The organism is Zhengella mangrovi, from assembly GCF_002727065.1.
GTDB classification, from domain to species: Bacteria; Pseudomonadota; Alphaproteobacteria; order Rhizobiales; family Rhizobiaceae; genus Zhengella; species Zhengella mangrovi.
In genome coordinates this window covers 74,478-89,312 of sequence record NZ_PDVP01000012.1, presented here as the reverse complement: position 1 = coordinate 89,312, position 14,835 = coordinate 74,478, and the positions used below count along the sequence as shown (strand labels likewise).

At 65.6% G+C, this 14,835-nt stretch carries 13 protein-coding genes and 1 tRNA gene; 8 read left to right on the top strand and 6 right to left on the bottom strand.

Going from position 1 to position 14,835, the window contains the following annotated elements; all coding sequences use genetic code 11:
- Positions 1-58 precede the first annotated feature (58 nt).
- Genes ntrC through dusB form a run of 3 tightly spaced genes read right to left on the bottom strand, consistent with a single transcriptional unit; the run spans position 59 to position 3,687 of the window.
- Positions 59-1,516 (bottom strand): nitrogen regulation protein NR(I), encoded by a 1,458-nt coding sequence (ntrC, locus tag CSC94_RS17260; protein WP_099307616.1) that lies wholly within the window; start codon positions 1,514-1,516, stop codon positions 59-61.
- A 3-nt stretch (positions 1,517-1,519) separates the two neighbouring features.
- Complete coding sequence (locus CSC94_RS17255) at positions 1,520-2,662, bottom strand: two-component system sensor histidine kinase NtrB (RefSeq protein WP_099307615.1); 1,143 nt, start codon at positions 2,660-2,662, stop codon at positions 1,520-1,522.
- A complete protein-coding gene (gene dusB, locus CSC94_RS17250) occupies positions 2,659-3,687 on the bottom strand; it encodes a tRNA dihydrouridine synthase DusB (protein WP_099307614.1) in 1,029 nt (342 codons plus the stop codon). The genes CSC94_RS17255 and dusB overlap by 4 nt, the downstream gene beginning before the upstream one ends.
- Before the next feature lie 175 nt (positions 3,688-3,862).
- Between dusB and CSC94_RS17245 the strand changes: the two genes are divergently transcribed.
- Positions 3,863-5,056 carry a bifunctional 2-C-methyl-D-erythritol 4-phosphate cytidylyltransferase/2-C-methyl-D-erythritol 2,4-cyclodiphosphate synthase gene (locus CSC94_RS17245; protein WP_205853346.1) on the top strand — a complete coding sequence of 398 codons (1,194 nt, stop codon included), beginning with the start codon at positions 3,863-3,865 and terminating at the stop codon, positions 5,054-5,056.
- Positions 5,053-5,544: a CinA family protein gene (locus CSC94_RS17240; RefSeq protein WP_099307612.1), complete on the top strand. Its 492-nt coding sequence runs from the start codon at positions 5,053-5,055 to the stop codon at positions 5,542-5,544. Before CSC94_RS17245 ends, CSC94_RS17240 begins: the two co-directional genes overlap by 4 nt.
- A gap of 17 nt (positions 5,545-5,561) precedes the next feature.
- Here the strand turns inward: CSC94_RS17240 and CSC94_RS17235 are convergent.
- The 3 genes from CSC94_RS17235 to wrbA form a co-directional block, all read right to left on the bottom strand.
- Positions 5,562-5,647: transfer RNA gene (locus CSC94_RS17235), tRNA-Leu, on the bottom strand.
- 35 nt (positions 5,648-5,682) lie between these two features.
- Positions 5,683-6,648 (bottom strand): alpha/beta fold hydrolase, encoded by a 966-nt coding sequence (locus tag CSC94_RS17230; RefSeq protein ID WP_099307611.1) that lies wholly within the window; start codon positions 6,646-6,648, stop codon positions 5,683-5,685.
- A gap of 124 nt (positions 6,649-6,772) precedes the next feature.
- Positions 6,773-7,372, bottom strand: a complete 600-nt coding sequence (gene wrbA / locus CSC94_RS17225) for an NAD(P)H:quinone oxidoreductase type IV (protein WP_099307610.1) — start codon at positions 7,370-7,372, stop codon at positions 6,773-6,775.
- A gap of 175 nt (positions 7,373-7,547) precedes the next feature.
- On the opposite strand from wrbA, the gene CSC94_RS17220 reads away from it, so the two are divergent.
- From CSC94_RS17220 to gpt, 6 genes are all read left to right on the top strand, one after another.
- Positions 7,548-8,300: a competence/damage-inducible protein A gene (locus tag CSC94_RS17220; RefSeq protein WP_099307659.1), complete on the top strand. Its 753-nt coding sequence runs from the start codon at positions 7,548-7,550 to the stop codon at positions 8,298-8,300.
- Between the two features lie 114 nt (positions 8,301-8,414).
- On the top strand, positions 8,415-9,254 hold the full coding sequence (locus CSC94_RS17215; RefSeq protein ID WP_099307609.1) for a universal stress protein: 840 nt from the start codon (positions 8,415-8,417) through the stop codon (positions 9,252-9,254).
- A 176-nt stretch (positions 9,255-9,430) separates the two neighbouring features.
- Entirely contained in the window at positions 9,431-10,267 is an 837-nt protein-coding gene (locus tag CSC94_RS17210) for a universal stress protein (protein WP_099307608.1), read from the top strand.
- A 104-nt stretch (positions 10,268-10,371) separates the two neighbouring features.
- Entirely contained in the window at positions 10,372-13,161 is a 2,790-nt protein-coding gene (locus CSC94_RS17205; protein ID WP_205853345.1) for a bifunctional acetate--CoA ligase family protein/GNAT family N-acetyltransferase, read from the top strand.
- Positions 13,162-13,199: 38 nt separating this feature from the next.
- Entirely contained in the window at positions 13,200-14,117 is a 918-nt protein-coding gene (locus CSC94_RS17200) for a histone deacetylase family protein (RefSeq protein ID WP_099307607.1), read from the top strand.
- 111 nt (positions 14,118-14,228) lie between these two features.
- A complete protein-coding gene (gene gpt / locus CSC94_RS17195) occupies positions 14,229-14,726 on the top strand; it encodes a xanthine phosphoribosyltransferase (protein ID WP_099307606.1) in 498 nt (165 codons plus the stop codon).
- The last annotated feature ends 109 nt before the right edge of the window (positions 14,727-14,835 follow it).

Sequence of the window (14,835 nt, the reverse complement as noted above, 5' to 3'; positions counted from 1 at the left end):
AGACCGCGAAAGGAAGCGCTATGAAGGCGCGGTGGCCAAATTGAGGCGGGGCCGACCGCTAGCCGGGCTTGGCCGTGCGATAGACGTTGACGCCGAGTTCCCGGATTTTCTTGCGCAGCGTGTTGCGGTTGAGCCCGAGGAGTTCGGCCGCCTTGATCTGATTGCCGCGTGTCGCCGTCATACAGGCAAGCACAAGCGGATATTCGACCTCCTGCAGAATGCGCTGGTAGAGGCCCGGCGGCGGCAGGTCTTCGCCGAAACTGCGGAAATAGCGCTGCAGATAGTGTTCAACCGCCTGGGAGATCGTGATCTCCTCGGGAAGGCTCGACATGGATGCCGGCGTGGAGCCCGGTGTCACACCGGCCAACTCGCTCTCGACGATCTCGGCGGTGATCTCTTCCTGCGGATAGAGCGCGGCAAGGCGGCGGACGAGGTTCTCCAGTTCGCGGACGTTTCCAGGCCATGAGTAGCGCTTCATGATGTCCAGCGCATCCTGGGAGATCCGCTTGGCCGGCAGGCCTTCCTTTTCGCCGGCCTTGAAGAAATGGCGGACGAGATCCGGCACGTCCTCGGCGCGTTCCCGCAACGGCGGAAGCCGCAGCGGCACGACGTTGAGGCGATAGAACAGGTCCTCGCGGAAGAGGCCCTGGTTGATTGCGACCCGCAGGTCCTTGTTGGTCGCCGCGACGATGCGCACATCGGTCTTGATCGGCGTGCGTCCTCCGACCGTGGTGTATTCGCCCTGCTGCAGCACGCGCAGGAGCCGCGTCTGGGCCTCCATCGGCATGTCGCCGATCTCGTCGAGGAAGAGCGTTCCGCCCTCCGCCTGCTCGAAGCGGCCGGTCGAGCGGTGCTGGGCGCCGGTGAAGGCGCCGCGTTCATGGCCGAACAGTTCCGACTCGATCAGGTCGCGGGGGATGGCGGCCATGTTGATGGCCACGAAGGGGCCGTTGCGGCGGCGCCCGTATTCATGCAGCGCCCGGGCGACCAGTTCCTTGCCGGTCCCCGATTCACCGGTGATCATGACCGTCAGATCGGTCTGCATCATGCGGGCCAGCATGCGGTAGATGTCCTGCATGGCGGGCGAACGGCCGACAAGCGGCATCGAATCGGGCTGGTCCTCGGTGCCGCGGTCGGACACCGGGCGGCGCGGCTCGGCCATGGCGCGGCTGACGATGTTCAAGAGTTCGGTAAGGTCGAACGGCTTGGGCAGGTATTCGTAGGCACCGCGCTCGGACGCCCGGATCGCGGTCATGAACGTGTTCTGGGCGCTCATGACGATGACCGGCAGTTCCGGCCGGATCTTCTTGATGCGGGGCAGCAGGTCGAAGGCGTTCTCGTCGGGCATCACAACGTCGGTGATGACGATATCGCCTTCCCCGGCCGATACCCATCTCCACAGCGTACCGGCATTGGATGTCACGCGGACATCGTAGCCTGCGCGCGCCAGCGCCTGATTGAGGACGGTCCGGATTGCCGCGTCATCGTCGGCGACCAGAACGGTTCCGTTGGCCATGGATCAGATCTCCGTTGCCGGCAGGGGCTCGCCGGACTCTTTGCTTCCCGGCTTCCAGGCCGGCATGAGGATGCGAAAGGTGGTTCCGCGGGACGAGGTGTCACATTCGATGACGCCGCCATGCTCGCCGACGATCTTGGCCACCAGCGCGAGGCCAAGTCCCGATCCGTTCGTCTTGGTGGAGATGAACGGATCGAAGATATAGGGGAGGATATCGTCCGGCACGCCGGGGCCGTTGTCGCGGACGCAGAATTCGAGCGGCAGCGACACGCGCTCGGCAGTGCCGGGCACAGACAGGCGGATGCCCGGGCGAAATGCGGTGGAAAGCGTGATCTCGCCGTCGGCACGGTCGCCAAGGGCCTCGGCGGCGTTCTTCACCAGGTTCAGGAAGATCTGGACGAGCTGGTCGCGGTTGGCGAATACGGGCGGAAGCGACGGGTCGTAGTCCTCGTGGATGCGGAACTTGCGGGCAAAGCCGTTCTTGGCCAGTGCCTTCACGTGGTCGAGGACGACGTGGATGTTGACCGGGGTCCGGTCGATCGGCCGTTCGTCGGAGAAGATCTCCATGCGATCGACCAGCGCGACGATGCGGTCGGTCTCGTCCATGATGAGCCGGGTCAGGCCGCGGTCCTCGTCGGAAGCGGAGAGTTCGAGCAATTGCGCCGCGCCTCGGATGCCCGACAGCGGATTCTTGATCTCGTGGGCCAGCATGGCGGCCAGACCCGTGACCGAGCGCGCCGCGCCGCGATGGGTCATCTGGCGGTCGATCTTGTCGGCCATGGTGCGTTCCTGGAACATCACCACGACGGAGCCCGGCATCTCGATCACCGGAGCGACGTAGATGTCGACCACCTTGTCGGGACCGAGCCGCGGAGAGGAAATGTCGACGCGGTACTCATTGACCGGCGCGCGCCGCTCGCGGACCTGCTCCACGAGGGTCGCCAGTGGCGAGCCGAACGGAATGAACTGGTCGAGCCGGTTGCGCGCCAGGATGGCCGAGGACGAGCGGAAGAAAGATTCCGCATCGGCATTGGCAAAGGTGATGTAGCCGCCCTCGTCGACCATGATGACGGGATGGCGGATGGTGTTGAGAACGAGCTGGGCCGGATCGGCCGTGCTCGGCATGGACTGTGCGGCCGGCTTCATGCGGCACTCCGTTTCGTGAAAAAGGCGTCTTCTGTCAGGGCGAGCTCGAGGGCCGCGATGACGGCTTCCGGATCGGTTCCGGTCATGATGGCCGCGCGGGTCTGCGCGGGGCAGAAGGCCGCATGGCGGTCGAGGTACCAGCCCAGATGCTTGCGTGCCTGGCGCAGGCCGGATTGCTCACCGTAGAGGTCGAGCATGTCACGGTAGTGCTCCACAACGTAGGCCGCGAGGTCGCGGCGCGATGCAGGAGCAGCCCGGGCAGCAGACGGGCTCATCGCGCGCGCCGCGATCGTTCCGGCAAGCCAGGGCTGGCCGTAGTGGCCGCGCCCGATCATCACCGCATCCGCACCGGACTGTTCCAGGATTTCGGCGGCATCCTCCGCGCATTCGACATCGCCATTGGCCACCAGGGGAACCGACACGGCCTCGCGCACGGCGCGGATGGCGCGCCAGTCCGCCCTGCCCTTGTAGAACTGCTGGCGTGTGCGGCCATGCACGGTGATCATCGCCACGCCGGCATCTTGCGCCATGCGGGCGATCAGCGGCGCGTTGCGGCTGTCGTCATCCCAGCCAAGGCGCATCTTCAGCGTGACCGGCACGGACACGGCAGCGACGACCGCGCTGACCAGCGACAGGGCATGGTCCGGATCGCGCATCAGCGCGGAACCGCAATAGCCTCCGGTTACCTTCTTCGCCGGACAGCCCATGTTGATGTCGATGATGTCGGCCCCGCCCTCCTCGGCGATCCGGGCGCCTTCGGCCATGGCCTCCGCCTCCCGGCCGGCGAGCTGAACGGACTGCACCGGCACGCCTGCCAGCCGGATGCGGCGCACCGATTCGGCCCGCCCTTTCGCCAACTCGCCAGACGCGACCATTTCCGATATGGTCAGGCCCGCGCCGGCCCGGTGGGCGCGCAGGCGGAACGGCTGGTCCGTGACGCCCGACATCGGTGCCAGGAAGACCCGGTTCGGGACGGCGACCGAGCCAATCGTCAAGGGTTGCGCAAGTGCTGCCAGGTTGGGCATGATTAATTTTCGTGCATTCTTTTGTCTGCCTGTTTTCTAGACAGTTTCCCATTCCGATGCAATCGCGAATATTCGTCGCACCGCAGGAAAGCGTCTGGCAGGGTGGCGCCGGCACGCGTTGCCGACTATGCCTTTGGCCCGGCCGGTGCAAGGATGGGTCAGGAACAGGGCGAACATGGCAGAACAACGGATCGACGCAATCATCGTGGCTGCGGGCCGCGGCGAACGGGCCGGCCAGGCGGACGGGCCGAAACAATACCGGCGGATCGGGGGCAAGGCCGTGCTGCGCCATGCGCTGGATCGGTATGTCACGCATCCGGCCATCCGGCGAATCGTCGTCGTGATCCACGGCGACGATGCCGCGCTTTTTGCCGAGGCTGCCGCGGGCCTTGATCCGCGCCGCGTTTCGGCCGTCGTCGGCGGTGCGGACCGGCAGGATTCGGTCCTCAACGGGCTGGAGGCCCTGGCCGGCGATGTGCCGGACCACGTGCTGATCCATGATGGCGCCCGCCCCTTCTGCGATCACGCGATCATCGACCGCGTGCTGGATGCAATGTCACCGGACTCCGGCGTGCTGGCGGCCGTACCGGTTTCCGACACGCTCAAGAAGGCCGACGATGCGGGCCATGTCGCCGGAACCATCGCCCGTGACCGGCTGCATGGCGCCCAGACGCCGCAGGCCTTTCCTTTCGCATTCATCCTGGACGCGCACCGGCGCGCGAAGGCGCAGGGTCATGCCCGCTTCACCGACGACGCGGCGATCGCCGAATGGGCCGGCCTGCCCGTCCGTCTCGTCGCCGGCTCGCCCGACAACATCAAGATCACCTGGCCGAGGGACATTGCCATGGCAGAACGCATCCTGGGCGCCACGTTTCCGGATGTCCGGACCGGTAACGGCTACGACGTGCACACGTTCGGCCCGGGCGACCACGTCTGGCTTTGCGGCGTCAAAATCCCGCATGACAGGACCCTTTCGGGACACTCCGACGCCGATGTCGGACTGCACGCCCTGACGGACGCGCTTCTGGCGACCATCGGCGCCGGGGACATCGGAACGCACTTTCCGCCGTCCGACCCGCAATGGAAGGGAGTGCCATCGCGGATTTTCGTCGAGCATGCCGTCGGGCTCGTGAAGGCCAGGGGCGGCCGGATCGCCAATGCCGACATCACGCTGATTGCCGAGGCACCGAAGGTCGGCCCTCACCGCGCGGCGATGACCGAGGCGCTATGCGCCATGCTGGGGACCGGCGCGGACCGTGTTTCCATCAAGGCCACCACCAACGAGAAGATGGGTTTCGTCGGCCGCCGGGAAGGCATTGCCGCCATCGCCACGGCCAGCGTGGTCTATCCCGGCGAGGTGCCTGAATGAGCGCGGTCACGGAAGCGCTTGCAAGCGCCGTCCTAGCGGCAGCACGGGAGCGCGGCGTGATGATCGCGACGGCGGAGAGTTGTACCGGCGGCATGATTGCGGGCGCCCTGACCGATATCGCGGGGTCGTCGGACGTTGTCGACCGCGGCTTCGTGACCTATTCCAACGAGGCCAAGCAGGAGATGCTCGGCGTCAGGGTGCAAACCCTTGCGCGCTTCGGCGCCGTGTCCGCCGAAACAGCGGCGGAAATGTCGGCGGGTGCGCTCGCGCGCTCGCGGGCAGGACTCGCCGTCTCCGTGACCGGGATCGCCGGCCCCGGCGGCGGTTCGCCCGGAAAGCCTGTCGGGCTGGTATGGTTCGGTCTGGCCAGGGCCGGTGAACCGGTCCTCACGCAGCACCGGATCTTTGCAGACGCCGGCCGCGCCGGCGTCCGCCGGGCAACGGTTGTCCACGCGCTGGAAATGCTGCTCGCCGCGCTCAAGGATTGACGGTCCGGACCGGAACATGGTGCCCCCTGCCGGGCTCGAACCGGCACGGCCTAGGGCCGAGGGATTTTAAGTCCCTTGTGTCTACCAGTTCCACCAAGGGGGCACGGGTGAGACCGGTATCCTGACCGGGCGATTCAATCAAGCCGGGAAGGCGCGGGCCGCCATGGCCTTGACGAAGGCAGCGGTTTCCTCGGGCGCCGCGTACTGGACCATGTGCCCGACCCCGTCGAGAAGGCGGACATCCGTGCCCGGCAGCCGCTTTTCCATCGTCAGGGCCTGGCGGCGGTAATCCAGCACGCGATCGGCCGTGCCGATCAGGATGCCGGTCGGGACGGTAATCTCGCCCACGCGCTCGCCCACTTCCGGCATGGCGCGCTCGACCGAGACGAAGTCGGTCGACGCGGCATAGAAATGGGACGGGCGAACGCCGGTCAGGGCTGCCCCGCCGACAGCGAAATCGTCCGGCGGCTGCTGCGGGCCGAAGACGAAATCGAGCGTCTCCTCGGTGGCCTTGACGGCAGCGGGAATGGCGTAGGTATGCGCCAGGAACTTGCGCATGCGCGGTGACCGGATGAACAGCGGGCGGAACTGCGGAGCGATATCCGGTACGTGCATGGTCAGGGGCGCGATCAGGGCAAGGCCGGCCACCTTTTCAGGCGTGGTCAGCGCCGCGGCCAACGAGACAGCACCCCCCAGCGAATGACCGACGTAGAGCGCTTTCTCGACGCCCAGTTCATCGAGGATGGCCGCAATGTCAGCGGCATGGGTGGTGATCGCGCCGTCGTCCCCCCAGTCCTGCTCGGAGTAACCCGACCCGCGCCTGTCGATGGCGATCAGGCGGTATCCCTGGCCCATGGACGGCCACAGCGGAATGTCGAAATGGTGCAGGTTTCCGGCCAGGCCGTGGACAAACACGATCGGCCGCCCCTGCCCGCGATCCTCGATGTGGAACTTGCGGCCCCGGACCGTGACGAAGCGGCCGGTCGGCGGCACCATCGTTTCGGCGAACTGCGCGATGCCGCGGGTCTTTCGCGCATACCACCAGATGTGAAGTGCGACAGCCAGCAGGCCGAGAACTGTCGACAGAAGAAGCGTCGCACCCATGAATTCCGCATGTCCCCACGTTCAATGCCTCGTCCGGGACTGTGGCCCATGTTGGCCGCGGCTGCAATGCAGACCGTACACGAAAACCGGGGCGCCGATGGTGCCCCGGTCCGGTCGAGGGATGTCAGCCGGCAAGCTTCGCGGCAATTTCCGCGACACGGCGGCCCTGGAACCGGGCGCCGTCGCGTTCCTGGTCGGACGGCATGCGCGAACCGTCGCTGTTGCTGGTCGTGGTCATGCCGTAGGGCGCACCGCCACGCACGACGTCGTTGCCGACCTGGTCCTGGTAGGCATAGGAAAGCGGAACGATGATCATGCCATGATGCTGAAGCGCGGCCTGGGTGGTGATCAGGGCGAGTTCCGCGCCGCCGTGCTGCGTGGCGGTGGAGGCCATGACGGAAGCCACCTTGTTCACCAGCGCGCCCTTCGCCCAGAGCGGGCCGGTCTGGTCGAGGAAATTCTTCAGCTGCGAAGCCATCATGCCGTAACGGGTGGAAATGCCGAAGATGACGGCATCATAGTCGGCCAGTTCCAGCGGTTCGGCAACCGGCGCTTCCTGATCCAGCTTGTAGTGCGCTGCCCTCGCCACTTCCTCCGGAACGAGTTCGGGAACGCGCTTGACCGTGACATCGGCGCCCGCTTCCCGCGCGCCTTCGGCCGCGGATCGGGCCATGGCTTCCATGTGACCCCAGCTGCTGTAATAGAGAACGAGTACTTTCGTCATTTCCAATCTCCTTGTTGGCCGATCCCGCCGGGACCGGCTTTTCAGGAGGGCAGATATCGTCTGGATTCGAGATTGAAAGATGAACGATGAACGACAGATTGTTCATGAAAAAGCATGCTTGCCAGGATGGGCGGCATGACCGAACCTCCGCGCGCGGAAACCGGAGCATATGTGCATGAGCGAAATCATTACGGCCGGCATGGTGGTCATCGGCGACGAAATCCTGTCCGGCAGGACGAAGGACCGCAACGCCGGGCATCTGGCCGACATGCTGACCGCTGTCGGCATCGACCTGAAGGAGATCCGGGTCGTGCCCGATGACGAGCCGGCCATCGTCGAAGCGGTCAACGCCCTGCGCGCGCGTTTCACCTACGTGTTCACGTCCGGCGGGATCGGGCCGACGCATGACGATATCACCGCCGATTCCATATCGGCAGCCTTCGGGGTGCCTTGCGAGACCGACAGCGAGGCCGAACGGCTTCTTGCCGCCCACTACGACAAGCGCGGCATGGACTTCACCCCGGCGCGCCGGCGCATGGCGCGCATGCCACACGGCGCCCGGCACATCGAGAACCCGATTTCGGTCGCACCCGGCTTCGTCATCGGCAATGTCCACGTGATGGCCGGTGTGCCCTCGATTTTCCAGGCGATGCTCGACAACGTGATGCCGACCCTGAAAACCGGCGCCCGGCTGATTTCCCAGTCGGTCCATTGTCCCTTCGGCGAAGGAACCATCGGGGATCGCCTTGGCGTCATACAGAAGGAACATCCGGAAACGATCATCGGCTCCTACCCGAAATACGAAGGGACCCGTTTCTGGACCGATATCGTCGTCCGGGCACGTTCGCAGGATGTGCTCGCGCCCGCCGTCGCCGCGGTCGAGGCCATGGTCCAGGACCGCGTGACGGCCGGGGCCCCGAACATGTAGGCATTGACGCCGATCAAGGCAGGGTGAAATCTCGTCCTGCATGGTCGCGGCCATGGAGGGATACCGCAGGCAGGCAAAGCCGGCCGTGCACGGGTCCGAAGAAGGGAGAAACCAATGACCTACAAGACGATCGTCACGATCATTCCCGATGCGGAAACGGGGGCACGCGTGCTCGAAACCGCCATCTTGGTCGGCAGCCAGCATGACAGCCACATCATCGCCGTCCATGCCGAGCCGAGCGCGGCCGCCTATGCGACGCCGATCGGTTTTCCCGACGCGGGCGTTCTGGAAACAAATCTCGAGGAAGGGCGCGAGAGAGCCCGCGACCTCAAGGAAAAGATGACGGAAAAGGCACGCGCCGCCGGTGTCTCGCTGGAATGGCGCGACATGGAGAGCTTCATCGGTGACAGCGCCGTGGCCGCCCTGTCGTCCGCCTATTGCGCGGACCTCGTGATCGTCGGGCAGCCCGAACCCGGAAACGCGGCGGCCCCTGCCGACGACGTTGAAGCGTTGCTGTTCGAAGGCGGCCGCCCGGTTCTCTTCGTGCCCTACGCGGCGAAAATGCCCGCCAAACTGGACAAGATCCTCGTTGCCTGGAACGGCACCCGCGAGGCTGCCCGTGCCGCCTTCGACGCGCTTCCCTTCCTGCGCGAAGCCGGATCGGTCGAGGTCTTCACAGTCGATCCGCCCAACAATGCCGACCAGAGCAGCGCGGTCGCCGGGGCGGAAATCGCAGCCGTCCTGGCACGCCATGGCGTCGAAGTGTCGGTGGAAACACAGATCTCCGACGGCGTGGCGGCGTCTGCCATCATCGAGAACCGGCTCGCCGACACGCAGGCGGACATGCTGGTGATGGGTGCCTATTCCCATTCGCGCCTGGCGGAACGCCTGTTTGGCGGCGTGACACGGACCGTGCTGAAATCCATGCCCGCCATCACCCTGATGTCGCGCTGACAGCATTTTGACGAGACTGCATCGACCCGCCGGTCTGCCGGCGGGTTTTTTGTTTTTTCAATGCTCCCGCTTTGACCGACATCAAGGAATTTGTGCACTGCCGAAGGCATGGTCCGCTCCATCAGCCGGGCCTGAATGATGACCAAGGACCAGGTCGCGGCGTGAAGGAGAGGACGATGAGCTACAAGACGATCCTGGCGTTCCTGCAAAGCCCCGCCGACGAAGACCGGGTGCTCGACACCGCATTCCCGATTGCCAGCCTGTTCGGGGCCCACCTGATCGGCTTTCATGCCGAGCCGGATCGTGCGGCGATCGCGGCGCCTGCCTACTATGCGCAGATGAACAAGCAGGTCGAACTGGCCGAACGGTTCGAAGAACGGATGGCCACCATGGCCGACCGGTTCCGCGAGCGCGCCAAGCGCGAGGACGTGCTTTGCGAATGGCGTTCTGCCTCGACCCGCAGCATGGACACGTCGCGGGCCGTCATCGACAGCGCGCGCTGCGCCGACCTGATCGTGGTTGGCCAGCCGGACGGCAAGGGCGCCAGCAAGCTCAGCGCCGAGATCGAGCGGGTGATTTTCGAGAGCGGGCGGCCGGTGCTGTTCGTTCCCTATGCGGCCAGGATTCCGGCGCGCATCGACCGCGTGGTCGTTGCCTGGAATGCCACCCGCGAGGCGGCTCGCGCCACGTTCGACGCGCTGCCCTTCATCATGGGCGCCAACGAGGTCGAGGTTTTCACCGTCGATCCGAACGGCAATGACCAGACGCCTGCGCTCGCCGGGGCCGAGATCGCCTCGGTCCTGTCGCGCCACGGCGCCAACGTGAAGACCGAAACCCAGATTTCCGACGGGATTCCGGTGTCGGCGATCATCGAGAACCGCCTCGCCGACACGCAGGCCGACCTGCTCGTCATGGGCGCCTATTCCCATTCGCGCCTCTCGGAACGGCTGTTCGGCGGCGTGACCCGGACGGTGCTCGAATCCATGCCGTGCATCACGCTGATGTCGCGCTGAACCCAATTTCCGATCACGAGACCCGGCGCTTGTCATGGGACGGGCGCCGGGTTTTACTGCGCACCTGTAACGGGTTGTGGCTGCCGGGGGGAGATCAGGCTGTCATGACAATCAACGAGAATGACCGGGAACCGGGCCGTGGCGGAAGCGCCCTGCCCAGAGACCAGTCCGAATACGAAAGGCCGGGCAAGCGCGCGGCAGGCAATCCAGTCATGGGACCCACTCAACTCTCCCCGCTCTTCAATCCCGAATCCGTCGCGGTCTTCGGGGCATCCGAATCAAGTGATTCCGTCGGCGCCAAGGTTTTTGCCAACCTCATCGAGGGAGGTTATTCCGGCGAACTGATCGCCATCAATCCGAAGCATGACAAGGTTCTGGGCAAGCCCTGCTTTCCGACCATTGCCGCCGCCGAACGCGATATCGACCTCGCCGTCATCGCGACGCCGGGCAAGACCGTGGCCAAGATCCTGCGCCAGTGCGGCGAGGCCGGCATTCACCACGCCGTTGTCCTTTCCGCCGGTTTCGGCGAGACCGGCGAAGCAGGCCACGACAGCGAGACGGAACTGGCCCAGATCGCGCGGCGCTACGGTATCCGCTTCGTCGGCCCCAATTGCGTCGGCATCGTGCGCCCGTGGCTCGACCTCAATGCCACCTTCCTGAAGTCGGCACCGCCGAAAGGGCGTCTGGCGCTGGTGTCGCAATCCGGGGCGCTGTGCTCGGCCATCGCCGACTGGGCCGAACCCCAGGATCTCGGATTCTCCGCCATGGTATCGCTCGGCAATTCCGTCGATATCGATTTCGGCGACGTGCTGAACTTCCTGGCGACCGACCCGAAGACCGACGCCATCCTGCTTTACGTCGAAGGGGTGCGTCACGCACACTCGTTCGTGTCGGCGCTCCGGGTCGCGGCGCAGATCAAGCCGGTGATCGTGCTGAAGGCCGGGCGCCACAACCAGTCGTCCAAGGCAGCCCATACGCATACCGGCGCCCTGATCGGCTCGGACGCGGTGTTCAACGCCGCGCTGGAACGTACCGGCGCGGTCCGCGCGCACACCTATGGCCAGTTGTTCGCTGCGGCCGAAATCCTGTCGGCAGGCAAGCGCGCGGCAGGCAACAATCTCGGCATCATCACCAATGGCGGGGGTGCCGGCGTGCTGGCGGCGGACCGGGCCGGCGACATGCATATCAACGTGCCCGTCCCCTCGCCCGAAACGGTCGAAACGCTCGACAAGGTGCTGTCGCCTTACTGGTCGAAATCGAACCCGATCGACATTCTCGGCGACGCCGGGCCGGAGGCCTATGGCGCGGCAGTGAAGGCCGCGCTCGCCGACAAGGCCTTCGACGGCGTGCTCGTGCTGCTGACGCCGCAGGCCATGACCAGTCCGGTGGAGGCCGCGCAGGCGGTTCTCGATGCCATTCCGCCCCGCAACCGCAAGCCGATCCTGGCCTGCTGGATGGGCGAGACCAATGTTCACGAAGCCCGCAAGCTGCTTTCATCCAACGGCATCCCGGATTTCATCACGCCGGAGCGTGCCATCGAGGGCTTTTTCTACCTCGCCCGGCACGAATTGAACCGGCGCATGGCGCTCGAACTGGCCAGCCCGCTCTCCGATCTCGAATCGCCGGATCTCCAGGGCGCACGGATGATCATCCAGCAGGTGCTCTCCGAAGGACGCGAAATGCTGTCCGACCTGGAATCGAAGGCCGTGCTGCGGGCCTTCCGCATTCCCGTCAACACGACGATCGAGGCCGACACGCCCGCCAAGGCGCTGATCGCGGCCCAGACGGTGGGATTCCCGGTGGCGGTGAAGATCAACTCGCCGCAGATCACCCACAAGTCGGACGTCGGCGGCGTGCGCACCAACGTCAACAGCGCCGGCACGCTGCACGCGGTGGTCCGCTCGATCATGGAGAACGCCCGCAAGGCGCGTCCGGATGCCGAGATCAAGGGCGTGACGGTGGAATCCATGGTCGATTATCCCCATGCCCGCGAACTGATCGCCGGGGCATCGCGCGATCCCGTCTTCGGTCCGACCATCGTGTTCGGCGCCGGCGGCAAGATGGTGGAAATCCTCGAAGACAGCGCCGTGTCGCTGCCGCCGCTCAACGAGGTCCTGGCCAAGCGCCTGATCCGCCGCACCCGCGTTTCCCGCCTGCTGGAAGCCTACCGCGATGCGCCGCCGGCCGACAGCGAGGCCGTCATCCAGGTTCTGATGCGGATTTCCGACATGGTCTGCGAGATTCCGGAGATCGAGGAACTGGACATCAATCCGCTGTTTGCCGGACCCGACGGGGTCATCGCCGTGGACGCGCGCATCCGCGTGTCGCGCCCGCCGGCGACCCAGGGGCGCTACGAGCACGTCGCCATCGCGCCTTACCCGCGCTACCTGGAACGCGAGGAGATGCTGCCGGACGGCCGCCTGCTGACCATCCGGCCGATCCGCCCCGAAGACGCCGAGAGTGAACGCGAGTTCGTACACAACCTCTCCGACCAGGCCCGCAAGTTCCGCTTCATGCATGCCCTGAACGACCTGACGCCGACCATGCTGGCGCGGTTCACGCACATCGACTATGCCCGCGAGATGGCGCTCATCGCGATCACCGAGATCGACGGGGAGCCCACCCAGGTCGGCGTGGCACGCCACGCGATCAACCCGGACGGCAAGTCCTGCGAATTCGCCATCGTGGTTTCCGACAAGGTCCAGGGCCAGGGCATCGGCACACGCCTGATGCAGGCGCTGATGGACGAGGCACGCGAACGCGGGCTTTCGATCATGGAGGGCACCGTGCTGGCCGAGAACCGCGGGATGCTCAAGCTGATGGAAGGACTGGGCTTCACCATGCGCCGTTCGCCGGACGAGCGCGACATCATCATCGTGGAACGCTGGCTCTAGGAACCGATCCCGGGGCCGGCCAGAGGGAGGGGGCGCCCATGCTCGCAATGATTTCGCACAACGATTGCCTGCTGCACGATCCGGGAAGCCATCATCCGGACCATGCCGACCGGCTCTACGCGATCAATAACCAGATCATCATGTCCGGCCTGGACTTCGTGATCCGGCACTACGATGCGCCGCTGGCCACGCGCGAAGAGCTCGCGCGGGCCCATGACCCGGCCTATGTGGAACGCGTCTTCGACATGGCACCGGACGAGGGCTCGGTCGAGATCGACGGCGACACGGTGATGTCCAAGGACACGCTGCAGGCGGCCCTGCGTGCCGCCGGGGCCGGCATCATGGGCGTCGACCTGATCATGCGCGGTGAAGCCAACCCGGTGTTCTGCGCCATTCGCCCCCCTGGCCACCATGCCGAATATGCCAAGGCGATGGGATTCTGCCTGTTCGACAACATCGCCGTCGCCGCCGCCCATGCCCTCGAGACCTACGGGCTGGAGCGCGTCGCCATCGTCGATTTCGACGTGCATCATGGCAATGGCACCGAGGACATCTTCAAGAACGACGAGCGCGTGCTGTTCTGCTCGTCGTTCCAGCATCCCTTCTATCCCTACACCGGGCACGAATCGGACACAAAGAACCTCGTCGACGTTCCGCTTTCCGCCGGCGCCGACGGGGCGGAGTTCCGCCGCCAGATCCGCGAGCACTGGCTGCCGGCGCTGGACGCGTTCCGGCCACAGTTCATTTTCGTTTCGGCCGGGTTCGATGCCCACATCCTCGACGACATGTCGGGCCTGAAGCTGACCGAGGCCGATTACGGCTGGGTCACCGAGGAGCTCGTGGCCATCGCCCGGACGCATTGCGGCGGACGCCTGCTGTCGATGCTGGAAGGGGGCTACGAGCCGTCAGCGCTGGCCCGCTCCGTCGTCGCCCATCTCAAGGCCATGCTTGGCTGAGCGCAATACCCGCGCGGACATGGCGGGCCGGACGGATTGCCGCCTTGCCCGCGCCGCCGCTTTTGCGCTATCTGCGTTTCCACCGTTTTTCGCTCAAGGATGAGGCCCCAGATGTCGTTGCCGGAAAAAGCCTTCCCCGTTTCCTGGGACCAGTTTCATCGCGATGCGCGCGCGCTCGCCTGGCGCCTGTCCGGCAAGGCGGAGAAATACCATGCCATCGTCTGCATCACGCGCGGCGGGCTTGTGCCGGCGGCGATCATCTCGCGGGAGCTGAACATCCGCGTGATCGAGACCGTGTCGATCGCCTCCTACCACGACTATACCGAGCAGGGTGAACTGAAGGTGCTCAAGGACGTCTCGGCCTCCATCCTGGAGAACGAGGGCGAAGGCGTTCTGATCGTCGACGACCTGACGGATACCGGCAAGACGGCCGGCATCGTGCGGGCAATGATGCCGAGGGCCCATTTCGCCACCGTCTATGCAAAGCCGAAGGGCGTGCCGCTGGTCGACACGTTCGTCACCGAGGTCAGCCAGGACACCTGGATCTATTTCCCCTGGGACATGGGCTTTTCCTACCAGGAACCGATTGCCGAGGGACACAAGGGCTGAGGGCGAACGCAGGCCGCCCCTTCCCTGCCCTACCGTTCGTCGCCTCGCCACGCGGCGCGGCGGTGCAATCCTGAATGGAATTGTCACATGACTGTCATGTGAATCGTCC

Bases quoted from the DNA above. Each gene is read 5' to 3' on its own strand.
- CSC94_RS17215 (WP_099307609.1), top strand. From the start codon at position 8,415: ATGACCTACAAGACGATCGTCACGATCATTCCCGATGCGGAAACGGGG.
- wrbA (WP_099307610.1), bottom strand. From the start codon at position 7,372: ATGACGAAAGTACTCGTTCTCTATTACAGCAGCTGGGGTCACATGGAA.
- CSC94_RS17245 (WP_205853346.1), top strand. From the start codon at position 3,863: ATGGCAGAACAACGGATCGACGCAATCATCGTGGCTGCGGGCCGCGGC.
- gpt (WP_099307606.1), top strand. From the start codon at position 14,229: ATGTCGTTGCCGGAAAAAGCCTTCCCCGTTTCCTGGGACCAGTTTCAT.
- CSC94_RS17200 (WP_099307607.1), top strand. From the start codon at position 13,200: ATGCTCGCAATGATTTCGCACAACGATTGCCTGCTGCACGATCCGGGA.
- CSC94_RS17220 (WP_099307659.1), top strand. From the start codon at position 7,548: ATGAGCGAAATCATTACGGCCGGCATGGTGGTCATCGGCGACGAAATC.
- CSC94_RS17210 (WP_099307608.1), top strand. From the start codon at position 9,431: ATGAGCTACAAGACGATCCTGGCGTTCCTGCAAAGCCCCGCCGACGAA.
- CSC94_RS17230 (WP_099307611.1), bottom strand. From the start codon at position 6,648: ATGGGTGCGACGCTTCTTCTGTCGACAGTTCTCGGCCTGCTGGCTGTC.
- CSC94_RS17205 (WP_205853345.1), top strand. From the start codon at position 10,372: ATGACAATCAACGAGAATGACCGGGAACCGGGCCGTGGCGGAAGCGCC.
- ntrC (WP_099307616.1), bottom strand. From the start codon at position 1,516: ATGGCCAACGGAACCGTTCTGGTCGCCGACGATGACGCGGCAATCCGG.
- dusB (WP_099307614.1), bottom strand. From the start codon at position 3,687: ATGCCCAACCTGGCAGCACTTGCGCAACCCTTGACGATTGGCTCGGTC.
- CSC94_RS17255 (WP_099307615.1), bottom strand. From the start codon at position 2,662: ATGAAGCCGGCCGCACAGTCCATGCCGAGCACGGCCGATCCGGCCCAG.
- CSC94_RS17240 (WP_099307612.1), top strand. From the start codon at position 5,053: ATGAGCGCGGTCACGGAAGCGCTTGCAAGCGCCGTCCTAGCGGCAGCA.